The 12473-nt window shown below is 48.1% G+C and carries 13 protein-coding genes; 4 read left to right on the forward strand and 9 right to left on the reverse strand.

Going from position 1 to position 12473, the window contains the following annotated elements:
• Positions 1-59 precede the first annotated feature (59 nt).
• Both GLV81_RS10770 and GLV81_RS10775 read right to left on the reverse strand, forming a co-directional pair.
• Positions 60-3332 (reverse strand): glycosyltransferase family 117 protein, encoded by a 3273-nt coding sequence (locus tag GLV81_RS10770; protein WP_157478870.1) that lies wholly within the window; start codon positions 3330-3332, stop codon positions 60-62.
• A 184-nt stretch (positions 3333-3516) separates the two neighbouring features.
• Entirely contained in the window at positions 3517-3969 is a 453-nt protein-coding gene (locus GLV81_RS10775) for a DUF4258 domain-containing protein (RefSeq protein ID WP_157478871.1), read from the reverse strand.
• Between the two features lie 190 nt (positions 3970-4159).
• Between GLV81_RS10775 and mtaB the strand changes: the two genes are divergently transcribed.
• Positions 4160-5443: a tRNA (N(6)-L-threonylcarbamoyladenosine(37)-C(2))-methylthiotransferase MtaB gene (mtaB, locus tag GLV81_RS10780; protein WP_157478872.1), complete on the forward strand. Its 1284-nt coding sequence runs from the start codon at positions 4160-4162 to the stop codon at positions 5441-5443.
• Positions 5444-5491: 48 nt separating this feature from the next.
• Here the strand turns inward: mtaB and GLV81_RS10785 are convergent, their stop codons facing one another.
• Complete coding sequence (locus GLV81_RS10785; RefSeq protein ID WP_157478873.1) at positions 5492-5878, reverse strand: hypothetical protein; 387 nt, start codon at positions 5876-5878, stop codon at positions 5492-5494.
• A 102-nt stretch (positions 5879-5980) separates the two neighbouring features.
• Between GLV81_RS10785 and GLV81_RS10790 the strand changes: the two genes are divergently transcribed.
• Complete coding sequence (locus tag GLV81_RS10790) at positions 5981-6652, forward strand: DUF6498-containing protein (protein ID WP_157478874.1); 672 nt, start codon at positions 5981-5983, stop codon at positions 6650-6652.
• An 8-nt stretch (positions 6653-6660) separates the two neighbouring features.
• Here GLV81_RS10790 and GLV81_RS10795 read toward each other — a convergent pair whose 3' ends face one another.
• From GLV81_RS10795 to GLV81_RS10805, 3 genes are all read right to left on the reverse strand, one after another.
• A complete protein-coding gene (locus GLV81_RS10795) occupies positions 6661-7458 on the reverse strand; it encodes an O-methyltransferase (protein ID WP_157478875.1) in 798 nt (265 codons plus the stop codon).
• A 9-nt stretch (positions 7459-7467) separates the two neighbouring features.
• Positions 7468-7968, reverse strand: coding sequence for a dihydrofolate reductase (locus GLV81_RS10800; RefSeq protein WP_157478876.1), 501 nt, complete (start codon positions 7966-7968; stop codon positions 7468-7470).
• Between the two features lie 127 nt (positions 7969-8095).
• A complete protein-coding gene (locus tag GLV81_RS10805; protein ID WP_157478877.1) occupies positions 8096-8890 on the reverse strand; it encodes a thymidylate synthase in 795 nt (264 codons plus the stop codon).
• Positions 8891-9136: 246 nt separating this feature from the next.
• On the opposite strand from GLV81_RS10805, the gene GLV81_RS10810 reads away from it, so the two are divergent.
• Complete coding sequence (locus tag GLV81_RS10810) at positions 9137-9745, forward strand: porin family protein (RefSeq protein ID WP_157478878.1); 609 nt, start codon at positions 9137-9139, stop codon at positions 9743-9745.
• 163 nt (positions 9746-9908) lie between these two features.
• On the opposite strand, the gene GLV81_RS10815 is transcribed toward GLV81_RS10810, so the two are convergent.
• The 3 genes from GLV81_RS10815 to GLV81_RS10825 form a co-directional block, all read right to left on the reverse strand.
• Positions 9909-11147 (reverse strand): proline dehydrogenase family protein, encoded by a 1239-nt coding sequence (locus tag GLV81_RS10815; RefSeq protein ID WP_157478879.1) that lies wholly within the window; start codon positions 11145-11147, stop codon positions 9909-9911.
• A gap of 119 nt (positions 11148-11266) precedes the next feature.
• A complete protein-coding gene (locus GLV81_RS10820) occupies positions 11267-11776 on the reverse strand; it encodes a hypothetical protein (RefSeq protein WP_157478880.1) in 510 nt (169 codons plus the stop codon).
• Positions 11736-11984 (reverse strand): hypothetical protein, encoded by a 249-nt coding sequence (locus tag GLV81_RS10825; RefSeq protein WP_157478881.1) that lies wholly within the window; start codon positions 11982-11984, stop codon positions 11736-11738. Before GLV81_RS10825 ends, GLV81_RS10820 begins: the two co-directional genes overlap by 41 nt.
• 88 nt (positions 11985-12072) lie before the next feature.
• On the opposite strand from GLV81_RS10825, the gene GLV81_RS10830 reads away from it, so the two are divergent.
• Positions 12073-12465, forward strand: coding sequence for a VOC family protein (locus tag GLV81_RS10830; protein ID WP_157478882.1), 393 nt, complete (start codon positions 12073-12075; stop codon positions 12463-12465).
• Positions 12466-12473: the final 8 nt, after the last annotated feature.

The following is a 12473-nucleotide window of genomic DNA, read 5'->3' on the forward strand; positions in this document are numbered from 1 at the left end:
ACAAAAAAGATACCCGCAAAAGATTGCGGGTATCTGCTATAAGGTGGCATGATGATTCCTTATTTACTTGCTGGCTGAGCGTTGGTATCGCCACCAATTTTTACCGGACCTTCTACCACCGGCGTATTGTTGCGTTTCAACACTTCTTCCATTTGGTCGAGCATTTGCAGCATCATTTGGGTACGCTGTACTTCCAGTGTCATGCGTTCGGCACGCTGGTCGCCAATGGCAGCAAAATAGGCCATCTGCTCGGTCAGGTCTTTGCGAACAGCTGCACCAATTTTCTTGGCCAGTTTTTCTTCACCGGCACGGTAAGCAGCTTCCATCAGCATAAGGCTGGTTTGGTTGTGCAATGCATAACGGCTGGCCAAACCATAAGGCATGTTGGTGCTGTCCATCATTTGGTCTACCCGCTGCAGCAGTTTTTGTGCACTATCCTTTTGGCCGTTGGCGGCAAGGCTTACCGCTACATCTGCATAAGCCTGACGAAGGTTATTGAGGTGGCGGCGGTTTTCTTCATCGAAGTACACACCGGCTTTCTCGGCATTGCCAAACTTAAATTCCTTCATCATTTTTTCGTAAGCCCACTCGGTGTTTACTTCTTCGTTGGCTACAGGCACCAAACGGTAGGTCATACCATCGCGGCGCAGGTAGTTTTGGAAGCCCAGCTCATCAAACTTGCTGGTGAAATAAATGGGACGCTTGAAGTTGTTGCCAGCAATCACAGCCAACACAGCGAGATCATTTTTCAGCATTACTTGCTTGGGCACCTGGAAGGCAATGGTATCAACAATTGCATCCGTTGCTTTTACGGTACCATTCTTAACCACTGCAGCTTTGTCTACAGGTACATAGAAGGTATTGCTGGGGTAAACAGGAATGTATTCGCCCTGTGCATTGTACATTTTCTGGAAGTCGGCAGTGCCAATCCAGTCTTTCATAATGCTGTACAGGTTTTGTGCGCCTTCATAACCCGGACGTGGTTCGAAGAATGCATAGTTGAGTTTGTCGCCTTCAATTTGCTCGGGGCTCCAAATCACATCCATGGCATCACTTTCGTTCACTTTGTAACGCAGCTGGTTGATGTACCAATCGATACCCAGCAGGCTATAGTTAATGACCCGCACATCACGACGAATACCCATTACTTCTTGTGCATACCACAACGGATACGTATCGTTATCTCCAAAGCTGAAGAGGATGGCATTGGGGGCACAACTGTTGAGGTAATCCACCGCCAAATCTGGCGCCATGGTTTTGTTGCTCCGGTCATGATCGTCCCACTCTTGTGCTGCCATCCACAATGGTGCTGCCAGCAAAGTGATGGCGATGGCACCAGTGGCCATGGTCTTTTCTGATTTCAAGGCTTTTACCAGATAGAAAATACCCGCTACAACTGCTGTGCCAAACACACCCAATAAGGCAACTCCTACAAAGGCTTTACCATCACTGGTTCCTATTGATGCACTCATAGCAGCCACGAGATAAATAACACCGGCACCAATCAATATTTTCTGTAATAGTTTCTGCGCATTTTCTTTTGCCAGCAATACAAAGGCTGGCACTGCCAAACCAATCCACACTGCAAACGCATAGAAGCTACCCACATATGCATAGTCACGTTCACGTGGCTGATTGCCCGCCTGGTTGAGGTACACTACAATAGCCATTCCGGTAAAGAAGAACAACAGTCCGTTTACCAAAAAGTCTTTGCGGTGACGATAGTATTGGAAGAATAAACCAAACAAACCCAGAATGAGCGGTAAGCCCAGCAGTTTGTTGTTAGCCTTATTGTTTTTGATGGTTTCGGGCATGGCGCTTTGCGGGCCATAAATCAAATCATCAATGAAAGAGATACCGGTAATCCAGTTGCCGTCCCGAACGTTGCTGGCATACACACCCTGAATATCGTTTTGCTTACCCGCAAAATTCCACATGAAATAGCGCAGGTACATCCAGTAGGTTTGATAACCAACGAAGAAGCGGATGTTATCGGCAAAAGTGGGGCGGCGTTCGTAGGGGCCGGTTTCGGGGTTCTGCATTTTCGGATCATCGGTGCGGCCAATACCCAGCACATCGGCATAGTAGTTGGCATGCTGCTGATCGTTGCTGCGGTCCCACACACGGGGGAAGAACATCATATCAGCCGGGTCGTACACTTCTTTTACATCATTACCCAGCTCAATGTATTTGTCTTTGCTTTTCTGATACCGCATGGCACCTTCTTCGCGGCTGGTGTTGCGGCTTTGTGCAGTAAACACTTGTCCGTATACCAACGGAAAATCGCCATACTGCTCACGACCCAAGTAGCCCACCAAACTCATAGGGTTGTCTACATTGTACATGTCCACACCGGGGTCGGCGCTGGAGCGAATCATGGTGGTGAGGTAAGAAGAATATCCAATGAGCATGAAGGTGAGGCACCACAAACCCAAACGCAGATAGTACCAGCCTTTTTTGGCAGCCATGCGCAAGCCAAACCAAATAGCCACCGCCAGCAATACAAAGAAGGTAGTGAAGCCACTGAAGAAAGGCAGGCCAAAATCATTAACAAACAAAATATCGAAATGTCCAGCGCCTTTGATGCTGTACTGAATCACAAACTTTTGTACCACACCAGTAATAACGCAACCAATCACAAATGCCCAGAATGTGCCCCACTTGGTAACGGTGTACCGCTTGAAGTAATAAATCATCACAATGGCGGGGATGGTCAACAGGTTGAGCAGGTGAACGCCAATGCTGAGGCCCATCATGAAGAAGATGAACACAATCCAACGGTCGGCATTGCTATGGCCGGTGCCTGCATCGGTGCGGGCATCTTTATCTACCTGATGCTCCCACTTGAGCATGGCCCAAAATACCAATGCGGTAAAAAATGAACTCAACGCATATACTTCGCCTTCTACGGCGCTATACCAAAATGAATCGCTGAAAGTATAGGCCAACGCACCTACTACACCAGCACCCATAATAGTGAGGGCTTGTGGTTGGGTAATGGTTTCCACCACGGGATTTACCAGTTTGCGGGCAAAGTGCGTAATGGTCCAAAACAGGAAGAGAATGGTAAAGCTGCTGGCCAGAGCACTCATGATGTTGACAGCTTTGGCGGCAGTAGCCGGATCATCGCCAAACAGCACAATGAAAAAACGGCCGATGAGTACAAACATGGGGGCACCCGGCGGGTGTGGAATTTGCAACTTGAAACAGCTGGCTACAAACTCACCGCAATCCCACAGGCTGCCGTTTTTTTCGGCAGTCATAATGTACACGGCACTGGCAATGAGGAACACGATCCAACCTACAACGTTGTTCAACCGGTTAAACTTCATATCAATTCAGATTAGCATTTACAGCCCGGGCATACCTCGGGCTGCTCGTTGGTTTTAAAGTGGTGGCGAATATAGTTAATGGCCGCTATGGCGAATACATATTTACCCACCGTTGGGCGTTAAAATTCAATAGAAAGCATATTGATGCAAAACCGCCTGTAAACAAGTCGGTTTTCCGTGGCAATTAGTCGCAATTGCAGGGCCACTCCTGCCCCAGGTCAATCACTGTTACCACGGTTACTTCATCGGCACAAGGAGCAAAAATGATGCGGACCCGCTGGCCATCGTTGGTTCGGCCTTCCACGGCATATTTACGGTTGCAATCGCTACGGTTGCCAATGTCGCTTTTCTTGTAGTTGATGTCGCCATTACGCAAAATGTCTTTTACCTCGGCCTGCGTAATGTGGCGGCACTCCATGCGGCAGCGGGCATGCTTGCTGTAGTTGATTTGTGAAGGATTACGGTTGAGGCCCCGCTGGTCGCTGTTGGATGTATTGCGGGTCGTTTCTTTTCGGGTGGTGGGCCTTGGATCGGTGCCGTTGGGGTTGCACTGGCGCACTACCAGCCAGGCAATGCCCAGCAGCACCAGCGCCAGCACCGGCGCAAAACGATTGGCTTTCTTTCGGGTAACAGACATGCTGCAAAATATGGCTGATTTCTGATGTCAGATGTCTGATTTTTACCACAGAGGACATGGAGGTTTACACAGAGAAGCGCAGAGGATTGTTGAAGGCTTCGTTAAGCTTTGACCTTTCTGCCTTTTGCCCTAAGCCTTTTGCTTTCTGCTTTAAGCCTTTTGCTTTCATCCGCTTACCTTTGCCGCCCTTATGCTGGCAGCTACCAAAAAGAAGACCGTTGCTTTTCACACCCTCGGGTGTAAGCTCAACTTTTCGGAAACCTCCACCCTCAGCCGTCAACTTGAAGCCGACGGTTTTGAGAAGCGGGAGTTTACCGATGTGGCCGACGTGTACGTGATCAACACCTGCAGCGTAACCGACAATGCCGATAAAGAATGCCGGCAACTGGTGCGCCGCATACAGCGCAAAGCTCCCGAAAGCCTGGTGGTGATTACCGGCTGCTACGCCCAGCTCAAGCCCAAAGAAATAGCCGACATACCCGGCGTTGATTTGGTTCTGGGTGCTGCCGAAAAATTCAACATTACCAAACACATAGCCGAACTGAGCAAGGGCGACAGCACCCGCATCAGCAGCTGCGATATTGAGGCCGTGAGCGGCTTCAACAGCAGCTGGAGCCAGGGCGACCGTACCCGTACTTTTTTAAAAGTGCAGGACGGCTGCGATTACAGCTGTAGTTTTTGCACCATCCCCATGGCCCGGGGCAAAAGCCGCAGCGACAATGTGGCTAACGTGGTAGCCAATGCCGAAAAGCTGGCTGCCGAAGGCGTAAAAGAAATTGTACTAACCGGTGTCAACCTCGGCGACTTTGGCAAAGGCCCCGATGGCAACCTCAAATACGAAGAAAACTTCTTCGACCTGGTAAAAGCGCTGGATAAGGTGGAAGGCATCAGCCGCTACCGCATCAGCAGCATTGAGCCCAACCTGCTTACCGACGAGATCATTGATTATGTAGCACAAAGCCGTGCATTCATGCCGCATTTTCATATACCCCTACAAAGCGGCAGCGATACCATTTTGGGTATGATGCGCCGCCGCTACAAACGCCAGCTGTATGCCGACCGTGTGACCCGCATCAAACAGCTGATGCCCCACTGCGCCATTGGTGTGGATGTGATTGTGGGCTTCCCCGGCGAAACAGATGCGCATTTTAAAGAGACTTTCGACTTTTTGCACAGCCTCGATGTAAGTTACCTGCACGTATTTACGTACAGCGAAAGAGACAATACCAAGGCCTTGGAAATTGCTGATGTGGTGCCTGTGTCAGTACGCAACGACCGCAACAAAACATTGCGCAACCTCAGCTACATGAAGCAGCAATATTTTACCGAACAGCACAAAGGACAAACCCGTACCGTGCTGTTTGAAGGGCATGAAAAAGGCGGCATGATGGAAGGCTATACCGACAACTACATCCGTATACAAACCCCCTTCCGTGCAGAGTGGGCCAACCAGTTGGTGGACTGGACGATTTAGGAAAATCTTTTTCTTATTCAATCATCCTGCTTTCTTAGAAAGCAGCAATCATTCTTTTTGCCAAAGCCAAACCGCGATGATCCAAAATTGCAACGCACTGAGGATGATTTTCCAATGGAGGCTGAGCCCGCCCACCAAGAGTACCATAAACGCCAGCGTACCCATGAGCACAATGCTGGTGCGGGTTTGCCAGCGGCGGGGCTTTGAGGCAAACACCGTGTACAGCATCAGCAGCTGTCCTAAAAAGGGCAGCAACACCAAAGGATGCATCAATGTATTTACGGTGTCTTTTTGCAGGGTAATGATTTGCCATTCTATCTGTGCTACAAAAGCATGCTGCCGTTTACCCCACTCGAGGTAAAGGCATAAAAAGAAAGCAACAAACCTACCCGTAATACTTTCACTGGCATACCGAAAGCTACTGCGGTTTGGCACGAGCAGGCATGAGAAATAACAGGATTTGCATTGACTAGAAAATATCTACCATCAACAGCAGCATTTTTATTGATTTGATACTTATACTTACATTGCTTAAGGATGAATGGAAATATTTCGAGAGTATTTATTATTGGTTTCAACGCCATCCCTATCATTGGAGCAGCCTTTTACGGCTGGATTCCATTTGATATTTTTTGGCTGTTTTGGGTAGAGACTTTAATCATTGGATTGTTTAACGCCTTGCGCATTCTACTGAGCCAAGGCAACGACAAGGCAATGCCTTTTACACAAGGACTGAAACATTGGAACGTAAAAAAATCATTCAAATACCTGATGACAAGGGTATTCATTTTTTTGTTTTATGCCCTATTCATCATCGTATTTATTGGTTTGCTCGCTAATCCAAATAAAACAGATACCGGATTTTTACAAACACTGGCATTTGCCAATCCTCTATTCAATCTGGCGTTGATATTGGCAGTAGTAGTTCAGTCCATTTACCTCATCAAAAATTTTTTAATGAGCAAAGCCTATTACTATGCCAGCCCCGACAGCTATGCAGCCATTTTTGATGCAAGACAAATAGTTATTCATATTGCAGTTGTTATTGGGGCGGTTGGTTCGGCGTTTCTATTCGACCACAGTTCGCCTCATAATTACGGTGCCATTTTTATGATGAGCATTTTGTGTGTAGCAAAATGCGTGTATGAATTGTTCTTTGTAAGCGACAACGATTTTCAGCAACTACCTTCTGGCAACATCACGATGTGATGCTTTGATTAAAATCGAACCGGGAAATGCTGTTTCACTTTAAAGTCTTTGCGAAACAAGGCGATGCCGATAAAAAATAAATCGATGGTCATGGTTACCCGTTCATCGGCTATTACCTGCTGCCACGCTTGTTCCATTTCGGCACTCCAGTGCACATCGTCGAATACCACGATGCTATATTCATGCAACAACGGATAAGCCTGTTCGAAATAACGAATGGTTGGCTCGTAGCGATGATTGCCATCAATGTACAGCAAATCGATGGGCGCTGATTGCTGCAGCAATGCAGGAAAAGTATCATCAAAATTGCCCACCACCTGATGGATGTTGTGTAGCTGCAATTGCTGAAAGCATTGTGTCGCCAGCTCCGCAATGGCCGGAGCACCTTCTAGCGTATGCAGTTGCTTTGTATGCGGCGATGATGCGAGGTAGGCACTGGTAACGCCCAATGAGGTACCGAGTTCTACAATGTTGTTGCAGGCGTAAAAACGGGCCATGCGATGCAGCAGTTGCGCAAATTTCTTCGGCTTCAAAGCAGCGGCAGCAATGGATTGCACACTGCGCTGTTTGGTAGCACCGGTTCGGCTGCCGGCACCAAAATCTTGAATCGTCAATACCTGCTCGTTGGCCAGCAACTGGCGGCGCCATTGCTCAATGGGTGTATAGCAATTGTATACCTTTTTGTCGTTCAGCACTTTGATGATGAACTCAAACACAAAAGGTGAATGCACACCGTGGCCTTGGCCATTGTGGGCATGCCAATAGTACTGCAGGTATTTTTTGCCTAACTGAAAAGCGTTGTACATCCTTGTGGCTTAGCCTTGTTTGCGTTCCCAAATTTCGATGGTATGCGGCAGTTTGTTTTTTTCATCCGGTGCAAAGTCTTGAGCTTTTACCAGCTGCCATTCGTCCCATTTCACCCCATCAAAAAACACATCGGCGTCATCATAACGGGCATGTACACGGGTAATGTAAATCCGTTCTGCTATCGTCAGCGATTCTTTGTAAATCTGACCACCACCAATCACGAAGATTTCCTTCGTGTGCAGCTGCCGGGCTTTTTCAATGGCATCAAACAAGTTGGCGCATACTTCGGCTCCTTCGGCCTTCCAATCGGGCTGGCGGCTGATAACAATATTGGCCCGGCCTTGTAAAGGTTTGCCCAACGATTCCCAGGTTTTACGCCCCATAATCACAGGCATAGCCCAGGTGGTGTTTTTAAAAAACTTCATGTCGTTGGGCAGGTGCCACAAGAGGTTGCCCTCTTTTCCGATGGCGTTGTTTTCGGCGGCGGCTACTATGATTGAGATTGTCATTTCTGATTGATTGAATGGTTGAAGCGTTAAGGAGTTGACTTGTTGACGAGGTGACGAGTTAACCACTTGATTACATCCCTATTCCTAATGAACTAATCAACGAGTCAACCTATCAACGTTCCTACACCTACACCGCCACCGGCGCTTTTATGCCCGGATGGCATTGATAGTTTTGCAACTCAAAATCGGCATAGGTAAAATCAAAAATGCTTTTTACCTCCGGATTGATACGCATGTGCGGCAAGGCAAATGGCGTTCGGCTCAACTGCAATTCGGCTTGCTCAAAATGGTTGCTGTACAAGTGCACGTCGCCAAACGTATGTACAAAGTCGCCGGGTTCCAGATTGCATACCTGCGCCATCATCATGGTGAGCAATGCATAAGAAGCAATGTTGAAAGGCACACCCAAAAACACATCGGCACTGCGCTGGTACAACTGGCAGCTCAGCTTGCCGTTGGCCACATAAAACTGAAACATATTGTGGCAGGGCATCAATGCCATCTTGGGTAGGTCGGCCACATTCCATGCACTCACAATGAGGCGGCGGCTATCGGGGTTGCGTTTGATTTCTTCCACCACCCAGCTCAACTGATCCACGGTTTGACCGTCGGCACCTTCCCAGCTGCGCCATTGCTTGCCATACACCGGTCCGAGGTTGCCTTCGGCATCAGCCCATTCATCCCAAATGCTTACGCCGTTTTCTTTCAGGTATTGAATATTGGTTTCGCCTTTAATGAACCAAAGCAGCTCATGTATGATAGACTTGAGGTGTACTTTTTTAGTAGTGACCAACGGAAAGCCTTCGGCCAGATTGAAACGCATTTGATACCCAAATACGCTGCGGGTGCCCGTGCCGGTGCGGTCTTGCTTATCGGTGCCGTTTGCAATGATATGTCGGAGTAAATCGTGGTATTGTAGCATGGGCGCAAGTTATTGCTTTCGGGCAGGCAGCAGCCAAGCTTCTCCACCCCGTGAAATGAATGTGGAGAATGCAACTCTTCTCCGAAATGATTGTTAATGCTATGACAATCAACGGCATTTAGCAAATCCTCAACGCCGCATGGCACAAAACTTGAATAATTTACCCCAACAGGCAGGCGATACAGACAGCTGTAGGTTTGTACCCTGCATGTATTAACTTAAAGCACATTATCAAATTCACCCTCTATGAAAAAATCCTTTCTCGCAGCCGGAGTTGCTGCCATCCTGAGCCTTGCTGCCACACAAACACAAGCTCAAGTATCGCTGGGCCTCAAAGGCGGTGCCAACGTGAGCAACCTCAACGGTCTTACCGTCAACAATTTTGAAACCAATGCAACCGTTGGTTTTCACATTGGTGGCTACGCTGCTTTCAATCTCGGCCGCAACTTTGCCATCCAGCCCGAACTCATGTATTCCACACAAGGTGCCAAGCTGGAAAACTCCACTTCTTCCGAAAACCTGAAGCTGAATTATTTCAATGTACCGGTGATGGCCAAGTTCATTACCAACAGCGGCTTTTACTTTGAAGCTGGTCCGCAAGTGGGTTTCCGTACTGGCGACGTTACCATCAACAGTAGCCAGGAAGACCTGAAATCAGGCGATTTCAGCGTAGCCGGCGGTCTCGGTTTTGTAGGTAAAAAACAAGGCTTCGGACTCGGTGCCCGCTACAACGTAGGTGTTTCAAAAATTGGTGATGCCAACTCTACCGCTATTCAAAACGCCGATTACAAAAACGGTGTACTCCAAATAAGCCTCTACATGCGGTTGTTTGGTGGGGGTAAACTCAAAAAATAACGCCCACGCATTGTTGCTACAGCATAAAAAATCCCGCCAGCATTTGTTGGCGGGATTTTTTTGCCCCTGTTGTTCGCCTGACCAACAGGGAAAGTAGTAATTACATGATATGCAGCTTTCAACTTTGCTTTGTTTGTCGGGCGACCAACAAAGGCGCAAATGCTTATTTCACACCACGGCGAATGATTTCCTTTTTGATAAACATGAGCTCACGGCCGGTTTGACCACCTACGCTGCTGTTTTCCTGAGCACGGCGCATGAGGTATGGAATCACTTCTTCAATAGGACCAAACGGCAGGTATTTGCTCACATTACAACCGGCCTTAGCGAGGTTGAACGTGATGTTGTCGCTCATGCCAAACAGCTGGCTAAAATGTACCCGCTCATGGTTAATGGGTAACCCTTTTTTCTGCAGTAAATCCACCGCCAGTTTATTGCTGTGTTCGTTGTGTGAAGCCAAAATCAACGAGCACTGGTCAAGGTGATCGATGCAGAGTTGTACTGCTTCATCGTAGTCGCGGTCGGTACTTTCTTTATCGGGCTGAATGGGCGAAGGATAGCCCATGTCTTCGGCACGTTTGCGTTCTTTTTCCATGTAAGCGCCACGCACCAGCTTGGCACCCACCACAAAGCCCCGCTCCTTACCAGCTTCCATCATGCTGCGCAAAAAAGCCAACCGGTCGTGGCGATACAGCTGCAGCGTGTTGTACACCAAACAAACGCCCTTGTTGTATTTGTCCATCATCAGCATTACCAACGCATCCACGGGATCTTGTATCCACGTTTCTTCGGCGTCAATGAGTACGCCCATGTTTTGCGCCATCGCATGTTGGCAAATGCTTTCTGTACGGGCCACTACCCGGTTCCACTCTTCCCTTTCCTGCGGGGTAAGCTGGCTGAGTGCTGCTTCATATCGCTTAACCAAGGTACTGGTAGAACGATGCATGAAGTCATCGAGTTTTTCGAGCAATGCAAAGCGGGCAATGCCGGTCACTTTTACACTCATGAAAGGAATATTGGGCTGCGTACCTGCATAGTCAATCACGTTGATGAACTGCTGCATGGTATGGTCGAAGCTGCTTTCTTCCTGTCCGCCTTCGGCGCCATAATCCAATATTACCTGTACATGGTGCTGCCCCAGCAAATCCACCACAGGTTTGGTTTCTTCGAGTGTTTCGCCACCTACAAATTGTTTGAAAATGGTTTTGCGGATGATGCCTTTTATAGGCAAACCACTTTTGATAGCCCAGGGTGTAATGCGGGTACCCAGCTCTACCAACCACTGATAGCCCATGCTGCTAAACAAAAACTGGGCTTGTTTCAGGTCTTTGTCCGACTTGTATTTGAAGGCGTTTTCGGTGTTCTCAAAATTGAGGGTCACCTTTTGTACGGTTGTATCCATAAAATATCAGGCTGCAAGTTGAGGCTGCAAAATAAGCGGAAACAGCAGAACCGAAACCTGACGAAGCACAGGTGTGGGAAAACGCAGGCACTTGCTGCTACAAAAAACCGAGGCGGTAACTAAAACACAATGCGGCCATCGAGTTTTTCCAACTGTCCGCTCATAGCATCGCCCAGCGGTATGCTTGCTTTCAACTGCTTGCCGTTGGTGCTGGCATTGCCGATATTCGATTCTTTGATGTTGGCTGGCGCATCAACTTTCAATACATAATTGGCGTTGGGCATCATTGCAAACATGGCTGACATGGATGGATCTGCGGCCTTATCTTCAGCCATCATTTCCGTACGGCGCAGGAGTTCTCCATTTTGCAGCGCATAATGCATCACCTGCGGAAAAAATGCACCCAAACCCGGCGTTCCTTCTTGCCCGGCCATATTACCCACTTTGGGTAAATACTGCATCATATAGGCAATCTCATCCAGTTGATTGAACTGCAATGAAAAATTGAAAATGAAAACAGAATCTTCTTCACTGGCTTTGATGCTGGAGGTCACTCTTTCCCAAAATGCAGGATTCTCCAACCCAGCTTTAACCGCTTCTGCTTTCAGGTTGATCGATCGTATCCACATTGCCCAATGCTTTCATGGGATTGTCTTCTCCACCCGCTTGCTCCAGCAGCGCTTTGGCTGTGGGGGCTTTGTACATGCCACTCATGTCGATGCTGATGGTGAACAGACCGCTGCCATCTTTGCGCAGTTGCAGCCATTCTTCAATTTCCAAACAACTGGTGCAGCTAAAAGCCAACAATACGAGCAAAGCGAGGATGGGACGATTCATGTGATGAAACTGATTTGAGGAAAACAAATATTCCGTTTTTCATTGGAATTAAATGGAAGGCAGTTTATTGCAACTCAAATTATTTACGATGCAACTCTCCCTTGCTCAAATTGCCATTGTAGTACATGATTACGACGAAGCCATTGCCTTTTATTGCGGAAAGCTGGGCTTTACCCTCATAGAAGACACGGTAATGAGTGCCAGCAAACGTTGGGTAGTGGTATCGCCCAACGATGGTAACGGTTGCAGATTGCTGCTGGCAAAAGCTGCTAATGAAGAACAGGCCAGCCGGGTGGGCAATCAAACCGGTGGCAGGGTGTTTCTTTTCTTGCACACCAGCAACTTTGATGCGATGTATAACAGGCTGCTAGAGCAGCAAATCACCATTGTACGACCACCCTCCAGCGAAGCATACGGACGGGTTTGTGTGTTTGCCGATGGCTACGGCAACCTCTGGGATTTGATTGAACCTGCAGAATGATGCTTTTC

The organism is Phnomibacter ginsenosidimutans (assembly GCF_009740285.1).
Classification (GTDB): domain Bacteria; phylum Bacteroidota; class Bacteroidia; order Chitinophagales; family Chitinophagaceae; genus Phnomibacter; species Phnomibacter ginsenosidimutans.